This is a genomic window from Pseudofrankia saprophytica (assembly GCF_000235425.2).
Taxonomy (GTDB): Bacteria; Actinomycetota; Actinomycetes; order Frankiales; family Frankiaceae; genus Pseudofrankia; species Pseudofrankia saprophytica.
The window spans coordinates 580,337-599,192 of the sequence record NZ_KI912267.1 but is presented as its reverse complement, the minus strand read 5'-3'; the positions used below and the strand labels follow the sequence as shown (position 1 = coordinate 599,192).

Sequence of the window (18,856 nt, the reverse complement as noted above, 5' to 3'; positions counted from 1 at the left end):
CGGGTGCGCACGGGGAGATGGGGAGCGCGGTCCGCGCGTGGGTAGCGGGGGGCAGGTCGCGCGGCTGGCCATCGACGGGCTCACGGTCGGCGCGCTCTACGCGCTGATCGCGCTCGGCTACACCCTCGTCTACGGCGTGCTGCGGCTGGTCAACCTCGCGCACGGCGAGGTGTTCATGCTCGGCGCGTTCGGCGGCCTGTACGCGGCCCGCGCACTGATGCCCGCCGGGGTTGCCGGCGGCGGTCCGGGCGTCCTGGCCTGCATCGGGCTGGTGGCGGCCGGGATCGCCGCCGGCGGCCTCGCCGGGGCGCTGGCCGCTCTCGGCCTCGAGCGGGCCGCCTACCGGCCGTTGCGCCGCCGTGGCGCGCCACGGATCGCGTATCTGGTCAGCGCCGCCGGCGCGTCGATGTTCGCCGTGAGCCTGGCCGGCAAGGAGTTCGGCCGGCGCGACGTCTCCGCTCCGAGCCCGTTCACCGACGAGGCGGTGCTGCGCGTCGCCGGCGCCGGGGTCTCCGCCGAGGCGCTGGCGGTCGTCGTCGCCGCGTTCGGCCTGCTGCTCGCCGTCGACCGCCTGGTCGCCTGGTCGAGGCTTGGGCGCTCGATCCGGGCGGTGGCGCAGGACGCCGAGTGCGCCACCCTGCTGGGCGTCGACCGCGAACGGGTGGTCGTCGCGACGTTCGTGCTCGGTGGGCTGCTCGCCGGCGCCGGCGGCTTCCTCTACGCGATGACCTTCCAGGCGTCCTACACGATGGGCTTCGTTCCCGGGATCAAGGCCTTCGCGGCCGCCGTCCTCGGTGGCCTCGGCAGCGCGCGCGGGGCGCTGGCCGGGGGCCTGTTGCTCGGCCTGGTCGAGAGCTTCGGCGGCTACTACCTGCTCGACGCGGGCTATCAGGACGTCATCGCCTTCGTCGTGCTGTTCGCCGTCCTCCTCCTGCGCCCCTCGGGCCTGCTCGGCGCCCGCCTCGGACGTCCGGCATGAGTCCGGACGAGCCGGCGGCGGGGGAGGCGCTGGCGGGCATGCCGTCGGTCGCCGAGCGGGTGGCCCAGCTGCGCGCCGCGGGCGCGCCGCCGGACGCCGTGGCGGATGCCATGGCGGGCAGTGCGGCGGGCGGCGCGGCGACGACTGGTCCTGCGCCGCCCGGCGTCCGACCGGATGACTCCGTTCCGCGACCCCCCGAGCCCGCGCGGCGGCGCGGCCCCGGGGACGTCGTCGGTGGGGACGGGGACACGGCGAGGCCGGGCCGGTGGTGGCGCCGGCTGGGTGGGTGCCTGGTGCTCTCGGCGCTGGCCGCGCTGGTGACCGGGCCGTCCGGGAACGCCGACCGGCCGCTCGCCGGGACCCGTGGGTCGCTGGCGGGCGAGCGCGGCGCGCTCTTCCTCGCCGCCGCGCTGCTGACCTGGGCGGGGCTGACCTGCTGGCCGCTGCTGCGCGGCCCGGCCGGCCGCCTGACCGCGTCCCTGGCGGGGATCGCGGCCGAATGGGCGGACGACGCCCGGGACCGGTCGGGGTCGCGCCACCGCCGGCCGAGGCGCTCGCGGTGGGGAAGGGCCGCCCGGCGGCGCCCGTCGCTGGACGAGGCGGCCTCGCGGCGGGGCCGGATCGCCGTCGAGGCCGAGCCGGCGGGCCGGAGCGGGCCACCGCCGATTCCGATACCGGCGCCGATGCCGGAGCAGCGCGCGGTCGAGGATCACGCTGTGCCGCCCACGGACCGGACCTGGGCGGTCCGGTCGAAATGGGGAGACGGGCCCGCTCGGCCGGTGGCGGCCGAGCCAGCACCGGCCGAGCGGGTGGCGAGGAGCTCCGTCGAACCCACGCCCGCCGGGACCTCGGCTCGGGGACCGTGGCATCGGGGCCGTTGGTACCGGCGCCCATGGGCGCGGGGTGCCGGGTACGCGCTGGCGCTGGGGGCGGCGGTGGGCGCGCCGCTGCTGGTCTCGACCACGGCGCTGCAGGTGATGGTCAACGACATCGGGCTGTACGCGCTGCTCGCGCTGGGGCTGAGCATCACCGTCGGCCGGGCCGGCGTGCTCGATCTCGGCTCCGTCGCCTTCTGCGCGATCGGCGCCTATACCGCGACGTACCTGTGTGCTCCGGGCGCGATGCCCTGGCACGCGCCGTTCACCGTCTCTGCGCTGGCCGCGATGCCGATCGCGATGGCCGCCGCGGGCCTCGTCGGCCTCGTGCTGGGCGCGCCGCTCCTGCGCCGGCACGCCGACCTGTTGGCGATCGTCACCCTCGGCTTCGGCGGGGTCGTCCAGCTGCTCGCGAACAACGCCGAGGGGATCACCGGCGGTGCCGGCGGCGTGTTCGGGGTGCAGGCGCCGTCGGTGCGGATCGGCGGCGTCCACTACGCCTTCGGGCTGGACCCGTTGCCGTACTACTACCTGCTGCTCGGCCTGATCGTGCTGGTCCTCGTCGTGCTCGCAGGCTGGGACCGGTCGCGGGCCGGCCGGGCCTGCGCCGCGTTCCAGCAGGACGAGCTGGCCGCCGAGGCCCTGGGCGTCCGCGTCATCCGGACGAGGCTGCTGGCCTTCGCGGCCGGCGCGTCGGTCGCCGGCCTCGCCGGCGCGGTCCTCGCGACCAAGCAGTTCTTCAACCCGCAGACGTTCAGCCCACAGGCGTCGATGCTCGTGCTGACGGTGGTCGTCGCGGGCGGAGTGGGCTCGCGCCTCGGCGCCGTCCTCGGCGCCGTCGTCCTGCAGGGCCTGGCCTTCCTCCTGCGCGACCACGTGCCAGCCGCGGACCGGTTCCTCTATTTCGGCGCCCTCGTCATGATCATGACGGTCTTCCGGCCTGGACGCCTCCTTCCCGCGCTCCACCGGCCCGCCGCCCGACGCGGCACGGCGCCGTGACCGTCCCGGAGCCGGGCCGCCGGACCCCGGCGGTGGTGCCGGCTCGCCCTGGTCCGCGCGTCGGCTGGAAGCCGGACGCGCCGACCGTGCCCGCGCCAGGCTCGACGCCGCCGCCGCGGCCGATTCTCGACCTGGCGGGGGTGACGCTGCGCGTCGGCGGGCTCACCTGCCTCGCGGACGTCTCGCTGCGTCAGCGGCGCGGCACGGTGCTGGCCGTGGTCGGCCCGAACGGCGCGGGCAAGACGGCGCTGCTCGACTGCCTGACCGGGAGCCGGCGCCCGAGCCGCGGCAGCGCCCACTTCTGGCCGGCGCGCGGCCCCGGCGGGCCGGTCGAGCTGTTCGGGCGGTCGGCACCGGCGGTGGCCCGGCTGGGCATCGCCCGCACCTTCCGGGAGACCAGGCTGTTCGACCAGCTCACCGTGCTGGACAACGTCCGGGTCGGCGTCGAGGCGGCGGCGCGCGGCGGCACCCGCCGGGCGCTGGTCCCCGGGACGCCTGGGCGCGGGGGGATCCGCGCGGCCCGGTCCGCGGCGCGGGAGCTGCTGGACCTCGTCGGGCTCGCCGACCGGGCGGCCGAGCCGGCGGCCGGCCTGCCCCGCGGCGCGCGCCGGCGGCTCGAGGTCGCCAGCGCGCTGGGCACCCGTCCGTCGTTGCTGTTGCTGGACGAGCCGGCCGCCGGCGTCCCGGCCGCCGAGCGGGCCTGGCTCGCCGAGCTGGTCGGCCAGGTCCAGGCCCGCGGCGTGAGCGTCCTGCTCGCCGAGCACGACCCGCGCCTGGCCCTGGCGGTCGCCGACACGGTCGTCGTCCTCGAGGCCGGCGCCGTGGTCGCGACCGGCACGCCGGCCGAGGTCGTCGGCAGCCTTGCCGCCCTCGGGGCGTACCGGGCACCGAGCCCCGCCGGGACCTGACCGTCGCGCCGGCTGCCGGGACGTTCTTTTGCGCCAGGCTGTCCGTGGGGTCCCGCCGACTGGCCGCCTGGTTGTCTCCACGTCGAACCCGCCGGTTGGCGCCGAGACGTCCCCCAGCCAATTGGTGGGGGGAGCCATCGAGGCCGGCAAACAGGGAGATGAGTTGGCGGATACGGCGTGGCCGCGCCTGGGAGCGCACAACCGCGGGTCATCGCGCGCGGGCCCCGTTGACGTGGTTACCGAACGCTCCTAGCGTCTCACCCGCAGTGTGGAAACCGGGGGCGGGTGAGTAGAAAACGTCTTGGCATGGGGAAGGCCCGGACGGCACCAAAGCCCGCCCCCGGATCGTCCCGCGCGTCGTGGACTACCTGCTGCCGGGGATGCCGGGGATGGCGCCGCCGGCGGGCGGCCTGGACCGGAGCACGCAGGTCAGCCGGCAGGTGCAGACCGGGCGGCCGTCGTCGTCCGTGATCTTGATCTCGAACGTCGCCACCGAGCGACCGGCGTGCAGGCGGGTCGCGACCGCCGTGACCCAGCCGGTGGTCGCCGCCCGGTGGTGGGAGGCGTTGATCTCGAGGCCGACGGCCGCGTTCTCGGGGCCCGCGTTGAGCATCGCCGCCATCGAGCCGACCGTCTCCGCCAGCACCACCGACGCGCCGCCGTGCAGCAGCCCGTACGGCTGCCGGTTGCCCTCCACCGGCATCCGGCCGACCACGCGCTCCGGCGCCGCCTCGAGCAGCTCGATGCCCATGCGCTCGTTCAGCTCGCCGCGGTGCAGGTTCAGGGCGGCGACCAGCTCGGCCTGGCCGGCCGGCGCTCCGCCCTGGGTGGCACCGTCCGCGCCCGTCTCGACAGTCACCAGCCGACAATATGGCGACCGGGCAGGCGGCGCGGGCGGCGCGGTCGGTGGATTGTCCTACCGGCGGCCTAGACTTCGCCGGGTGTCCGGTTCGACGACGCAACCCGATCTGAGTAGCCCCTCCGACGTCCCGGTGGACGCCGCGCCACAGGCGGCGGCGGACGCACCCGGCGACGCCCCCGCGCGGGCGCCCGCGAAGCGTGCCCCGAGGGCCGCCGGCGCCGGGGCGCCGGCCAAGGCGCCCGCGAAGGCGCCGGCCAGGGCTGCCGGGAGGTCCGCGGCCACGGGCGGCGGGCCCGGCGGGCCCGCTCCCGGAACCGGTCGGCTGCTGCTGCTGGACGGGAACTCGCTGGCCTACCGGGCGTTCTTCGCCTTGCCGGTGGAGAACTTCTCCACCACCACCGGGCAGCCGACGAACGCCGTCTACGGCTTCACGTCCATGCTGATCAACGCGCTGCGCGACGAGAAGCCGACGCACGTCGCCGTCGCGTGGGACCTGCCGGCGCCGACCTTCCGGCACGCCCAGTACGCCGAGTACAAGGCCGGCAGGTCCGAGACCCCGTCGGACTTCGTCGGCCAGATCAGCCTGATCCACCAGGTCTGCGACGCGCTCGCCGTGCCGAGCATGTCGGCCGCCAGCTACGAGGCGGACGACATCATCGCGACCCTGGCCGTCCAGGGCGAGGCGGCCGGCATGGACGTCCTCATCGTCACCGGCGACCGTGACGCGCTGCAGCTCGTCACCGACCGGATCACCGTGCTGATGACCCGCAAGGGCATCAGCGACATGATCCGCTACACGCCGGCGGAGGTGGAGGCCAAGTACGGCCTCACCCCGACGCAGTACCCGGACTTCGCCGCGCTGCGCGGCGACCCGTCGGACAACCTGCCCTCGATTCCCGGCGTCGGCGAGAAGACCGCCACCAAGTGGATCCAGCAGTTCGGCGGCCTGGCGGACCTGGTCGACCGGGCCGACGAGGTCACCGGGAAGGCCGGCGCGGCGCTGCGGGAGCACCTGGCAGGCGTGATCCGCAACCGGGCGCTGACCGAGCTCGCCCGCGACGTGCCGCTGGAGCGCGGCCCCGCCGACCTGCGCCTGGTCCCGTGGGACCGCGAGGCGGTGCACACCCTGTTCGACACCCTGCAGTTCCGGGTGCTGCGGGAGCGGCTCTACCAGGCGCTCGCGATCGTGGAGCCGGCGGCCGGCGACGGCGGTTTCGCGGTCGAGTACACGATCCTCGGCCCGGGTGACGTCACCGAATGGCTCGCCGAACACACGGCGGGCGGTGCCCGCACGGGCCTGCACCTGCGTGGCACCTGGGGCCGCGGCACCGGGACGGTCGCCGGGATCGCGCTGGCCACCGCGGATGGCGCCGGCGCGTGGATCGACCCGTCGCAGCTGGTGCCGGCCGACGAGAACGCGCTGGGCGCCTGGCTCGCGGACGAGACGAAGCCGAAGGCCGGGCACGACGTCAAGGGCTCGATGCTCGCGCTCGCCGAGCTGGGCCTCACCCTCGACGGCGTCACCAGCGACACCGCGCTCGCCGCCTACCTCGCCCTGCCGGGCCAGCGTTCGTTCGACCTCGCGGACCTGGTGCTGCGCTACCTGCACCGGGAGCTGAGAGCCGAGGACGGCCCGTCGGACGGCCAGCTGACCCTCGAGGTCGAGGTCGAGGGCGTCACCGAGGCGGACGAGGCCGAGGTGGACGTCGTGCGCGCCCGCGCGGTCGCCGAGCTCGCCGACGCCCTCGACGGCGACCTGGAACGCCGCTCGGCCGCGCGCCTGCTGCACGAGATCGAGCTGCCGCTGCTGACCGTGCTCGCCGGGATGGAACGCGCCGGCATCGCGGCCGACGCCGACTACCTGACCGACCTGCAGTCCCAGTACGGCGCCGAGGTCACCAAGGTCGTCGAGGCCGCGCACGAGATCGTCGGCCGGCCGTTCAACCTCGGCTCGCCCAAGCAACTGCAGCAGATCCTGTTCGACGAGCTGAACCTGCCGAAGACCAAGAAGATAAAGACGGGCTACACGACGGACGCGGACGCGCTCGCGTGGCTGGCCGTCCAGACCGACCACCCGCTGATCCCGACGCTGCTGCGCCACCGCGACGTGGCCCGGCTCAAGACCGTCGTCGAGTCGCTGCTGCCGATGATCGACGACGCCGGCCGCATCCACACCACGTTCAACCAGATGATCGCGGCGACGGGCCGGCTGTCGTCGACCGACCCGAACCTGCAGAACATCCCGATCCGCACCGCCGAGGGCCGCCAGATCCGCCGCGCCTTCGTCGTCGGCCCAGGCTACGAGACGCTGCTGACCGCGGACTACTCGCAGATCGAGATGCGGATCATGGCGCATCTGTCCGGCGACGCGGGACTGATCGAGGCGTTCGCCTCCGGCGAGGACCTGCACACGTTCGTCGCCGCGCAGGCGTTCAACCTGCCCGTCGCCGACGTCGACCCGGAGCTGCGGCGACGGATCAAGGCGATGTCCTACGGCCTCGCCTACGGCCTGTCGGCCTACGGGCTGGCCTCCCAGCTCGGCATCGCCCCGGACGAGGCCCGCGAGCAGATGGAGGCCTACTTCGCCCGTTTCGGCGGGGTGCGGGACTTCCTGCGCGGCGTCGTCGACCGCGCCCGCACGGACGGCTACACCGAGACGATCCTCGGCCGCCGCCGCTACCTGCCCGACCTGACCAGCGACAACTCCCAGCGCCGGCAGATGGCCGAGCGGATGGCCCTCAACGCCCCGATCCAGGGTTCCGCCGCCGACATCATCAAGATCGCGATGCTGGGTGTGGAGCGGGGACTGCGCGAGCGCGGCCTGCATTCCCGCCTCCTCCTCCAGGTCCACGACGAGCTCGTCCTCGAGATCGCCCCCGGCGAGCGCGCGGACGTCGAGTCCCTCGTCCGCGCCGAGATGGGCGGCGCGTACACGATGTCCGTTCCGCTCGACGTCTCCGTCGGCGCCGGCCGCACCTGGGACGACGCGGGACACTGACGACGCGGGACACTGGCGACGGTCCGAGAGACGTCGCCGGAACGGGCGCCTAGAAGCGGCTGGTGGCCGGGCGGGGCCGCCGCCGGCCGGAGGAGTCGGCCTCGGCCGCCGCCAGGTCGTCCCGGCCACGCCGGCCCGGCGGGCCGGTGCCCGCGGGGGAGCCGCCCGCCGGGGAGTTCCCGGCCACCTGGCCCTGCGCGGCGCGCAGCTTGGCGAGGGTGAAACGGGCCTGGCCGCAGAACATCGTCACCGCGCACCGCACCGCCGGGTCGAGCTGGGACTGGTGCTCGGTCCAGCGGACGGTGATCATTCCCTGGATTCCGCCCTCGCCGAGCAGCGGCACCATCAGCGCGGACGCGATCCCCAGTCCGCGCACCTTCTCGGTCGGGATCATCGGGTGCGTCTCCGCGTCCGGGATGAAAACCGGACCGGTCGCGGACGCCAGCTCGCGGATCGCCTTCTCGTCGTCGCTGGTCGCGCGCACTCCGATCTCCGTCAGCGGCAGCGTCCCTTCGACGACGGACACGCCGGCGGCGCGGAAGACGGTCGAGCCGGGCAGCTCGGGCAGCATCACGGCGACCGCGTCGGCGTGGGCCAGCGTCCGCACGACGTCCGCGCACAGGGTGGCCGCGGCCGTCAGGTCATGGTGGTGCCAGAACGTCTCGAGCTGTTCCAGCCCGGCGCCCGCCTCCGCGAGCAGCATCCGCTGGAGCCGGGCGTCCAGCAGGCTCATGGCGTGCCTGGCAAGGGTGTCCAGCGCGGTCCGCTGACCGGTGGTGAGCCGGCGCGGCACCCGGTCGGAGACGCACAGGGCGCCGATCACGTGGCCGTCGGCGGTCCGCAGCGGTGCGCCGGCGAAGAAGGTCACAACCTGTGGCTCCAGCCTGGCCAGGTGCGCGTAGCGCAGGTCGCGGGAACAGTCCTGGATCTCCAGGTATCGGCCATCGGCGACGATGTGCGACCCCGCGCCGACCCGGGCGCGGAGCTCCGTCGGCTGGACGCCGTGACTGGCCTTGAGCCATTCCCGATCAGAATCGATGAACGTCAGATAGCCGAAGCCACAGTCGGCGAGCTGGGCGGCGAGGGTGACGAGAGCGTCGAACTCCGGCTCGGGCGCGGTGTCGAGGATCCGGTACCGACGCAGGGCGGAGAGCCGGCTCGGCTCGTCCGGCGGTTTGGGGGCGACCAGCCCGGTCCGCTCCCAGGTCCTGATCGCCTCCTCCGAGGCCTTCGGCTCCGGCTCGTGACGGCCCGGTGCCCGCGCCTGGCTGGCCCCGGCGGACTCGGCCCGCTCGCCGGTCCGGTGCCCGTTGCTGGACGGGGCGACGCCGGCCACCGCGCGCCCCGCCAGGCGCGCGGCGTCCGCGCGCGTCGCGTCCGCCTGGGCCTGGCGGGGATCGCCCCAGGCGGCGGTCAGCGGGCCGCGGCCGGGCGTGCGCCAGGCATCGCCGCCGGTGCCGCCACGGGTGCCGACCTCGGCTCCGCCTGACCCCGGCGGCGCGTCATGACCGGCGGGCCGAGGCTGGTCGGCGTGGACCTGTCGGACGTCCACACCGCGGGCCAGCAGGATCTCCAGCTCCTCGGCCGGCAGCGGCGGCGAGAGCACGTCGCCCTGCAGGAGGTCGCAGCCGAGCTCGGTGAGCATCCTGGCCGACTGCTCGTCCTCGACGCCCTCGCCGACGACGCGCAGGCCCAGCCGGTGGCCGAGGTCGACCACCGACCGCACGATCGCGACGTCCGGCAGGCTGCCGCGGGCGTCCGCCACGAAGCTCTTGTCGATCTTCATCTCGTCGAACGGGAGCGCCTTGAGGATCTCCATCGAGCTGTAGCCGGTGCCGAAGTCGTCGAGCGAGAGCTTCACGCCCGCGGTCCGCAGCTCGCCAAGCATGGCGGCGGCGCGCGCCGGCTGGGAGACCAGCGCGCTCTCGGTGATCTCCAGGGTGAGCATCTCCGGCGGCAGGCCGTGATGTTCCAGCCGGCGGGCGACCTTGCCGGGCAGGTCGTCGATGACGAGCATCCGCGCGGACAGGTTGGCCGAGACGGGGAGGCGCAGGCCGGCCCTGACCCACCGGGCACACTGGGCGAGCACCTCGTCCAGCTCCCACCAGGTCAGGCCGATGATCAGTGAGGAGCGCTCGGCCATCGGCAGGAACGAGCCGGGTGGCAGCAGCCCGCGCTCCGGGTGGCACCAGCGCATCAGCGCCTCGGCGCCGGCGATCCGGCCGGTCGCGGCCTCCTGTACCGGCTGGTAGTACATCACGAGCTCGCCCTTGGCGATCGCGTTGCGCAGCTCGGCGTGCAGGGCCAGCTCCCAGGAGCGCACGCCGACCGTCCCGGCCATCCCGACGCTCCAGACCCCGAGGCGCGCGCCGTCCCGCTTGGCGTTCGCCAGCGCCGCGTCCGCGCACGGCAGCACCTTCGACAGCCGGTCGCCGTCGCGCGGCGCGGAGGCGATGCCCGCCGTGGACTCCAGCTCGATGTTGATGCCGCGGATGCGCACCGGCCCGTCGAGCTGGTCGAGGACCTTCTCGCCGAGCCGCGCGAGCCATCCGCCGCCGGGTTCGACCCGGTCGTCGGCCTGGTCCTCGCCGGACAGCACGAGGACGAACTCGTCGCCCCCGAGCCGGCCGACGAACGCGGGCCGCGGGTGCACCTCGCGCAGCAGGTCGGCATACTCGCGCAGCGCCTCGTCGCCGGCCTGGTGCCCCAGCGCCGAGTTGATCTCCCCGAACCGGTTGATGTCCAGCACGATCACCGCCTGGGCGCGACCGGCGACCAGCGCCTCGGTGATGGCTGGCTCGCCGGCGTGCATGAGCCCCGCCCGGTTGGTCAGCCCGGTCAGCGGGTCGGCGAACGCCTGGCCGCGGCCCCATCTGAAGAACCCGTAGGTGAACATCGCCGACCCGATGGCACTCATCAGGATGGCCAGGTAGGTCAACGGGTAGACGGTCAGCTCGCCGCGCGCGGCCAGCGCGCAGGTCAGGGCGAGGCAGATGACGACGGTCAGCGCGGCCACCCGGCTGGGGCGGCGCGACACCAGGCCGGCGTAACCACCGGCCCACGGGTACCAGGCCAGGAAGGCGAGCGGCGTACGCGACGCGACGCCGATCACCGCGATCGTCAGCGCGGCCGTCATCGCGAGCGTCACGACCAGTGCATCGCGCTGGGTGTCGCCGTCGGGCGCGAAAAGGATATAGCAGAGAGTAGCGGCGGAAAGCAGAAAAGCCCCGAAGGCCTCGGGTTCCCGATAGGACAGCGGCAGGGGCAGGGTGAGCATGAGCAGCAGGAACAGCGTGCCAGCCAGCGGGAGCACGGCGAGGAACCCGCGCTCCCGGATCCAGCCCCTCCCTCGCATCCGACCAGCCCTCCTCGCACCGGGACGCTTCGGACAGCGCGAAGGATGTGCGTCTGCGCGCCGCCTTTGGCGTGGTGCCGGCCTCAGGTCGTGCCCGCGTGCCGGCGGGAGCCAACGGCCCGACCGGGGTCCAGGCCGGGTTCGACCGCCCCCCGGCGGCACGGCCCGTTTTCAGTCAGTCACACCATGTCCAGCGGCCGGCGCAGGGTAACCCGGCAGGCTTCCTTTCCCGGCCGCCCGCGACATGATCTGCCTACGTAAAGTGCCCGTACGGGCACGCTCCGTGCTGACCGATGGGCAAACCCGCCGCCATCGGTCAGTGCGGGAGCGTGCCGGCGGGACCCTCCAACGACGGCGCTGCCTCGGCCTCGGTTCCGGTTCCGGCCTCGGCCACGGCCACCGCGGCGGCGGCGCGACCGTTGGCGCGGCCGTGCAGCAGCGCGAGCGTGGCGTCGGCGCCGAGGAAGAGCACCGCGAGCCATGAGACGATCGCGACCTTGTCGAACTCCGCGACCCAGGAGCCGTTCACCGGCAGGTCGTAGCGGACCTGTACCTCGATGACGTAGGCCGCCGCCGCGGCGAGCGCCGCGACCGAGCCGACCCGCAGCAGCACCCGCCCGCGTGGCGCCAGCGCCGCCACCAGCGTCACCGCCGCCGTCGCGGCGCCGGCGGCCGGGCTGGCTATGAACGCCCCGATGGCCGCCGTCGCCAGGACCAGCAGGACCACCTGGCCCAGCGGCAGCCGCGGCGTGGCGGCGAACGGCCGGTCCAGCAGCGGGAGGTCGCGGACGGGCCCGGGCCAGCCGGCCCTGCGCCGCCGCCGGCCCGTCACCCCGAGCAGCGCCAGGCACAGCACCACGGTCACGACGGAGACGGTCAGCGCGGCGAAGACCACCCGCTGCGGCGTCCAAGTGAGCTGGACCTTGAAGCTCTCCGACGTCGGGTCGATCCGCCAGCCGTTGGCATAGGCGTCGACGAGCTGGGGCGAGCCGATGTCGGTGTTCTCGTCGATCTTGCCGTGCCATCCGGGGGAGAGGCTCTGCCCCAGCACCAGCCAGAACGGCGTGCCCGGCTTGGCGCCGGTGACCGTGAGGACGACCGTCGTCGCCCCCGCGACCTCCACCTTCACCGCCGGCGCCGCCGGGGCGGCGGCGCCGGCCGCGGTGCCCGACCGGGCCGCGAGGTCGGCCGTGCGCTGCTCGCGGGAGGTGTCCAGAGCGTTGATCGACGTCGCGTCCGGCCAGGTGGTGCCACCCATGTCGGAGGCGAGGACCAGCCGGTCCAGGTCGATCCCGGTCTTCGCCCCGTTCGCGGTGCGCACCACATGGTCACCGGCGGTCAGGTGCACCGGGGTGCCGCAGGTGCGCAGGTCCAGGCCGAGCCGGCCGGACGCGTCCTTGGTCGTGCCGTTGATCCGCACGCCGACCGGCTGACCGTCGACGGTCAGCAGGTCGGTCCGGCAGTCCGAGGTGAAGTCGGCCGGCAGCTGGGCGTTCGACGCGGTCTGGCCCGTGCCGGACACGCCCGGCAGCTCGATCTCCGCGATGCCGACGGGCATGGTCAGGGTCGAGCCGGAGATCGTGTCCGTCGTCGTCACCGGGCGGACCGCGTCGACGACGAAGCGGATCTGGTGGCCCTGGCCCACCGGCAGCGGCAGCGTCACCGTGGTGGTGGCGCCCCGCTGGCCCGTCGCGTCGGCGACCGGCGGCACGTCGACCGTGCCGGCCCGCTGGCCGTCGACCTCGACGCCGAGCCTCGTCGGGACCGAGTGCCGCCCATCGGTCACCAGGGTGACCTTCGCCGTCGACAGGGTGACGTCGTCCAGCGATGTCAGCTGCAGCCAGTTGCCGGTCTGGTCGCCGAAGCCCGGCGACCAGGCGGTGGCGGTGTCACCGTCGAAGGCGGCCGAGCCGCGCGCCTCGATGTCGCCGGGCAGCCGGCCCGACGAGTCCACCAGCGGTGGGCCGGCCGGCCGGCCGAGCAGCTTGTCGATCAGGTCGTCCGAGGCGTACGCGGACAGGCGCGCCGTGCCGGTCAGGCTGAACGTGCGGTCGGTCGGCAGGGAGAACACCCGCGCGATCGTCGACTCGGTGTCCTCCTTGAACGGCTCGGCCGGGTTCGCCCGGTCCCGCGTCATCGTCAGCACCAGCGGGTGGTCGAGCGAGCCCTGGCCGGCGGTGGCGAGCAGGTCGGTCGGCATCCGCAGCAGGTCCTGCGCGACGGCCGGCTTTCCGTCCGCCTTCGGGATCTCCACCTCGGCGAGCCCGACCGCGGACAGGCCGTCGTAGCTCTTCTGCTTGCCGAAGTTGGTCGCGTCGACCTGGATCGTCAGGGTCTTGAACGTCCGCTTCGGGAAGGTGATGACCTGGCCCTGGCCGGTCCTCGAACCGTCGATGAGGTCGGCCGTCACCGGCGCGCCGCCGTCGAAGGTCAGCGTGACCTTGGTGATCCACCGGTTGCGCGGGCCGGTGAGCGGTTGCACCAGCCGGACGTGGTCGGTGGTGGTGGGGGCGGCGAGCGTCGTCTGCCAGCGCTCGCCCGCGGGGTCGGTGAACGCGCCGACCCGCCACGCCGTCGTCGGGTCGGCGTCGATGGCGTGCACCGGGCGGTCGGCCGGGCCGTAGGCGAACGTGTTGCCGTAGCTCGACGCGGTCACCGCCGCGACCTGGGCCTGCTCACCCGGGGCGGTGAGCACGGCGACCGTCTGGTTGGAGGTGTCCTGGTCCGGGAACAGCGGCAGCCGGTTGTCGTCCGGGTCCTTCGCCAGCGCGGGGACGCCGGGCTGCTCGACGTAGCCGAAGTTCTCCCGGATGCCGGTCCAGCGCTCCGCCCGCAGCCGGTTGGAGTCGCTGACGAGCAGCTCGGCGCCGTCGGCGAGCGCCTGGTGCAGCCCGTCCGGGTCGCCCGCGAGCGCCGCCGTGTAGAGAACGGCCCGGTTGTTGTCGATGACGTCGCTCAGCAGGCCGGAGGCGGCCGCGTCGACCAGCGCCTCGCCGTTGCCGCTGACCAGCAGCGGGCGGCCGGTGGTGGCCGAGCGGACGATCGGCGTCGGGTCCTTGACCGCGAAGTCGGCGAGCGTCGGCGGGTCGGGGACGGCCGGGTCGGTGCCGAGGGTGATCTCGTCGAGGTAGGGGATGGTCGTCGTCTCGCTCACCGGGGGGCCGTACGTCGTCGGCTTCTCCAGCCCGTTCGGCAGCGGCGTGGTGAACAGCTCCCAGTCGGCCCGGGGCCGCGGGCCGCGGAAACGCTCGTACTGGTTGTTACCGCGCAGCACGACGTCCCCGACGCCCATCAGCCGGGCGACGTCGTAGAGCGAGGACGTCTCGAAGACGCCCTCCTGCAGCCGGCGGTCGAGCGAGCGGACCAGGTCGACGCTGCCGGCCTCGCCGTAGGGGACCAGCTCGCGCTGGATCGTCGGGCGGTCCATCAGGCCGTAGGTGACGGAGTCGAGCGTCGAGCCCCAGCGGTAGTGGGCGAAGTCGGAGCCTGGGAGCTCCAGCACCCGGGTGGCGTTGCCCTTGGCGCCCAGCGCGTCGGCTAGCGCCTGCTCGTACTCCGGGACGTTCTCCGGCCGTTGCAGGCCGGATTCCAGGAACTGGCCGCGGAACAGCGGTGCCATGTCCAGCGCGAGCAGCACCAGCACGACCACCGTCACGGCGGTCGGCAGCACGGCGCCGGGACGCGGCCGGAAGGTCATCCCCTGCCTGCGCCGGCGGCCCCCCGCGCGGCGGCCCGCCCCGCCGGCGCCGGCAGGGGAGCGCAGGGCCGCGGCACGCGCCACCGACCGCTCGGTGAACGCGGCGAGCGCGCCCGCCAGCAGCACCGACAGGCCCAGCACGACCAGCGGCGCGGCGCGCGGCAGCGAGCGCAGCGCGAGCCCCGCCGTCGACCCCTCGGCGAAGTCGCGGAAGAACCGGCCGAGCGGCGACGGGTCGTCGTACGGGTACACGCCGACGGCGACCGTCGTGCCCAGCACGACCAGTCCGACGAAGTAGGCGCGGTGGCCCCAGCGGATCAGCGACGCCGCCGCCAGCCCCAGCAGCGGCACGGCGAAGCTCACCGCCAGCAGCCACAGCGCCTGGGTGTAGCCGACCGCGGGGGTGATCCACGGGCCGAGCGCGTCCTCGCCGTAGAAGAACCAGTTGCCCAGGCCCCGCAGCACCTCGGAGGCCTGCGAGCTGCTGGCGACCGTCTTGACCGTCTCGGTGAAAGCCAGCACGTTCAGGCCGTAGCCGGCCTGTGTGTAGAGGCCGGCCACCCACCAGGCGTTCGCCAGGATCGTCAGGATGACGGCGCGGCCGATGAGGCCGGCGGCGGCGCGCGGCGTCGCCTCCCGGGTGCCCCAGATCGCGAACGGCACCCACAGGATCGGTGCCAGCATGATCAGGATCAGGCTGGAGGCGTTGATGCTGCCGACCGAGGTGACCACCAGCGCGAACGCGGCCGGCCATCGCCACGCGTCGGCGCCCCGCCAGCTGCCCTTCCCCTCGCGGGCCTCGCGCAGGCCGCGCACCGTGATCCCGATGAACCAGCCGAGGCCGGCGTAGGGCAGCAGGATCGCGGAGATCCGCGCCTCGTACTCCAGCGAGTACGGCGTGAGCATGTAGCCGAACGCGGCGACGACCGAGTACCGGTCGGGCCAGCCGAACGAGCGCAACAGGAACAGCACGCCGGCACCGGCGACGAACAGGATGGTGCCGGTCCACAGCCGCTGGGCGACCCAGTCCGGCAGTCCGACGACGTCCAGCACGTAGTACCAGAGGCCCTGCGGGAACAGGTAGCCGATGTTCTGGTGGGTGACGGTACCCATGCCGACGTCCGGGTCCCACATCGACACCGCGCGGCGCAGCAGCCGGCCCGGATCGAGGTAGAGGTACGCCTTCGTGTCGGCGCCGATCCGGCCGGGCGACGTGCGCAGCAGCGGCAGGTAGGCGACGGCGGCGAGCAGCAGCGTCGCCCAGGACGGCCGCGGCGGGCGCCAGCCGCGCCACCCGCGACGGTCGTCGGCGCCGGGCGCGGCGCCGGCCGACTCCGGGGTCCCTGCCGGATCGGCGGCAGGGTCCCTGCCGGATTGGCGAAGCCGATCTGGGAGGTCGGCGATCGGGGAAGTCCGGGCCGTGGCCGGTGTGGGCGCGGAGGCTTCGTCGGTGGTGACGGCCGCGGTGCCGGCCGCGTCGCCGCCGCCGGGGCCGGTGGGTCCGGAGGGTCCGCCCGGGTCCTGCGTCGTCAAGGTCACCGCAGCGGCCCGTGCAGCCGGTCGAGACCGCCGGGGCGGGGCGCGCGGCGGCTGTGCTTGGCGGCCTCCTGGACGAGGGCCGCATAGGTCTGGCGGGCGGTGTTGGCCCAGGTGAACGTGGCCGCGTGCGCCAGCGCGCCCGCGACGAGCCGGTCGCGCAGTTCCTGGTCGCCGAGCACCCGGCCGAGCGCGCCGGCGAGGTCACGCGGCTCGACGAGCAGACCGGACAGCCCGTCGGCGACGGCGTCGGTGTGCCCGGCGATGTTCGTCGCGACCGACGGGGTGCCGCAGGCCGCCGCCTCCGTGATCGTCATGCCCCAGCCCTCGCGGGCCGACGCGCTGGTGAGTACCCAGGCCCGCCGGTAGAGCGCGAGCAGGCCCTCGTCGTCGACCCGGCCCGCCAGCTTCAGCCAGTCGGTGGCGTTCGCCGCCCGGATCTGGGCCTCCAGCGCCGGGCGCTCGTAGCCCTCGCCGACGATGGTCGCCTCCATCGTCGGGTGCTGCTGGCGCAGCCGGACCAGCGCGTCGATGAGCAGGTCGAACCGCTTCACCGGCACCAGCCGGCCGACCGCCAGGACCAGCGGGTGTGGCGAGCGCTCTCCGAGCGGGGCGTAGCGCCCGTCGATGCCCGGCGGGATGACGGAGATGTTCGCCGGGGGCAGCCCGAGCATCTCGATGATCTCGTGGCGGGACGACTCGGACAGCGTCAGCATCCGGGTGCGCCGGTAGAGCGGCGGCGCGATGGTGCTCTCCAGCGTCTCGCCGATCTTCGCCAGCGGCGGCTTGAGCACCATCCGCCACATCTCGCCGTGGACGTGGTGCAGGAACACGACCCGGGGGCAGGGCGCCCACACCGGTGAGAAGAACGGCATGCCGTTCCAGATCTCCACCAGCCCGTCCCAGGGGCCGCCGTGGCCGAGCGCGCCGGAGATCGCCGAACGCGGGAACACCATGTACCTGCCCGCCTTGCGCACGACGGAGTAGCCGTTGCGGGTGGCCGTCTCCAGGTGGCCGGGGGCGTGCGCGGTCCGCATGCTCACGTCGACGCCGGCAGCGGCCCAGGCGGCGGCGACCTGGTCGGCGTGCAGCTCGGAGCCGCCGGCCTCCGGGTCGTCCAGGTCACGCCAGGCGAGCATGTGCACCCGGCGGACACCCGAACGCTCGACGAGCTCCGCCAGGGTGGGCTCGCGCACCTCGATCCACGGGGCCTTGCGTGGCTCGACGAGTCCCACAGCCGAGCCGAGGCGCCCGGGGGCGCCCAGCTGCCCGGTGATGCCCGAACGGCCCATGCCTTCGTCGAGCGCGCTCATGCGGGCGCCACCTCCGTCGCGGCGCGGCCGGCACCCGGCGCGGACATCGTCCGGCGGGCCGCGCGGGCGACGAGCAGCCCGGTGACCGTTGCGAGCACGGCCTGGACCGCGAGGTCCATCCGGGCGGTGGTGACCGGCGACCCGCCGGCCAGGGCGATCAGCCCGACGGCGGCCGCGGCGGTGAGCCCGAGCGCGACCAGCACAGCGCGCGAGCCCAGGGCCAGCAGGTAGTGGGTGAACAGCACAGTTGCTCCGAGACAGGTCATCGCTGCGGCCAGGGGGAGGAGAGCGCCGGAGGCGTCGGTGAAGCGGGGCCCGAAGGCCAGGGACAAGAGGGTCGCGGGCGCTGCGGACGCGGCCGCGAGGAGCGCGGCGGCCGGCAGCGCGAGGATCGCCAGCGTCGCGCCGAGCTGGTGCAGGGCGTGCTCGCCCTGGTGGCGGCGGTCGGCCGCCTCCGGCAGCAGGAAGCCGGCGAGCACCACGGCCCCGAACATCAGCACCTTGCAGGTGACGGACACGGCCGCGTACTGGCCGGACTCGCCGGGCGAGAGCCGGCCCTGGACCAGGACGTCGACGTTCTGCAGCAGGGCGAGGAAGGCCAGCGCCGTGAGCGCGGCGCCCAGCTCCGCCGCCAGCCGGCGCTCCCGCCCGCCGGGCGAGGCCGCGGTTCCGCCGGCGGCGGCCGCCACTGCCGCCACTGCCGCACTCGCCGCCACGGTCGCGCCGGCGGGTTCGGCTCGGCCAAGCGAGCGGCGGGCGTGCGCGAGCGCGGCCAGCACGCCGAGGAGGACCGCTGTGGCGGCGCCCGTCGCCCCCAGCCCGGCGAGCACCAGGCCGACCGTCGCCGCGCCCTTGACCGCCGCGTCGACCAGCAGGTTCGCGGCGAGCTCCCGGTAGCGGTGGGCCGCCTGCAGCAACCCGCGGTCGACGCACAGCAGGCACCAGGCCGCGCCGGCGGTGAGCGTCTCGGCGACCCCGCCCGGCCCCGGCAGCGACAGCTGGTGGGCGAGCGGATCGCGGACCACCAGTGCCAGCACGGCGACCGCGGCCACGCCCCGCAGGCCGGCGCGGCGCACCCGAGCCGCCCAGCCGGCGACCAGGTCGGCCCGCCCGGTGCGCGTCCAGGTGGTCACCCGGCGGACCACCCCGACCAGCAACGCGCTGCCCGGCATGGAAACGATCATGAAGAGGGCGAACAGCTGGGCGGTCGCTCCGTAGGAGCGGGTGCTCATCGCGCGCGCGATGACGAGCGTGACGCCCAGGTTCGCGACGTTCGAGAGCAGGCCGGCGAGCGCCAGCGGCGTCGCTCCGCGGACCGCGCAGCGCAGCCGGCC

The 18,856-nt window shown here is 74.8% G+C and carries 9 protein-coding genes; 4 read left to right on the top strand and 5 right to left on the bottom strand.

The features are described from left to right. Nucleotides 1-37: 37 nt before the first annotated feature. The 3 genes from FRCN3DRAFT_RS0237035 to FRCN3DRAFT_RS48060 are packed head-to-tail and all read left to right on the top strand — an operon-like array spanning nt 38 to nt 3,761. Nucleotides 38-979, top strand: a complete 942-nt coding sequence (locus FRCN3DRAFT_RS0237035) for a branched-chain amino acid ABC transporter permease (protein ID WP_007520332.1) — start codon at nt 38-40, stop codon at nt 977-979. Then, nucleotides 976-2,853, top strand: coding sequence for a branched-chain amino acid ABC transporter permease (locus tag FRCN3DRAFT_RS56825; RefSeq protein ID WP_007520334.1), 1,878 nt, complete (start codon nt 976-978; stop codon nt 2,851-2,853). The genes FRCN3DRAFT_RS0237035 and FRCN3DRAFT_RS56825 overlap by 4 nt, the downstream gene beginning before the upstream one ends. Further along, entirely contained in the window at nt 2,850-3,761 is a 912-nt protein-coding gene (locus FRCN3DRAFT_RS48060; protein ID WP_232794370.1) for an ABC transporter ATP-binding protein, read from the top strand. Before FRCN3DRAFT_RS56825 ends, FRCN3DRAFT_RS48060 begins: the two co-directional genes overlap by 4 nt. 364 nt (nt 3,762-4,125) lie before the next feature. On the opposite strand, the gene FRCN3DRAFT_RS0237020 is transcribed toward FRCN3DRAFT_RS48060, so the two are convergent. Then, nucleotides 4,126-4,620 (bottom strand): PaaI family thioesterase, encoded by a 495-nt coding sequence (locus tag FRCN3DRAFT_RS0237020; protein WP_007519439.1) that lies wholly within the window; start codon nt 4,618-4,620, stop codon nt 4,126-4,128. A 328-nt stretch (nt 4,621-4,948) separates the two neighbouring features. Between FRCN3DRAFT_RS0237020 and polA the strand changes: the two genes are divergently transcribed. Further along, nucleotides 4,949-7,621 (top strand): DNA polymerase I, encoded by a 2,673-nt coding sequence (polA, locus tag FRCN3DRAFT_RS0237015; protein ID WP_035931544.1) that lies wholly within the window; start codon nt 4,949-4,951, stop codon nt 7,619-7,621. A 49-nt stretch (nt 7,622-7,670) separates the two neighbouring features. On the opposite strand, the gene FRCN3DRAFT_RS52245 is transcribed toward polA, so the two are convergent. The 4 genes from FRCN3DRAFT_RS52245 to FRCN3DRAFT_RS48055 form a co-directional block, all read right to left on the bottom strand. Next, nucleotides 7,671-10,976 carry an EAL domain-containing protein gene (locus FRCN3DRAFT_RS52245; protein WP_007519442.1) on the bottom strand — a complete coding sequence of 1,102 codons (3,306 nt, stop codon included), beginning with the start codon at nt 10,974-10,976 and terminating at the stop codon, nt 7,671-7,673. 316 nt (nt 10,977-11,292) lie between these two features. Then, entirely contained in the window at nt 11,293-16,212 is a 4,920-nt protein-coding gene (locus tag FRCN3DRAFT_RS0237005) for an alpha-(1->3)-arabinofuranosyltransferase domain-containing protein (protein WP_007519443.1), read from the bottom strand. Further along, nucleotides 16,209-17,522 carry a glycosyltransferase family 4 protein gene (locus FRCN3DRAFT_RS0237000; protein WP_007519444.1) on the bottom strand — a complete coding sequence of 438 codons (1,314 nt, stop codon included), beginning with the start codon at nt 17,520-17,522 and terminating at the stop codon, nt 16,209-16,211. The genes FRCN3DRAFT_RS0237005 and FRCN3DRAFT_RS0237000 overlap by 4 nt, the downstream gene beginning before the upstream one ends. Beyond that, nucleotides 17,519-18,856: hypothetical protein (locus FRCN3DRAFT_RS48055; RefSeq protein ID WP_007519445.1), on the bottom strand; the 1,338-nt coding region annotated here is incomplete at its 5' end. The genes FRCN3DRAFT_RS0237000 and FRCN3DRAFT_RS48055, both read right to left, overlap by 4 nt.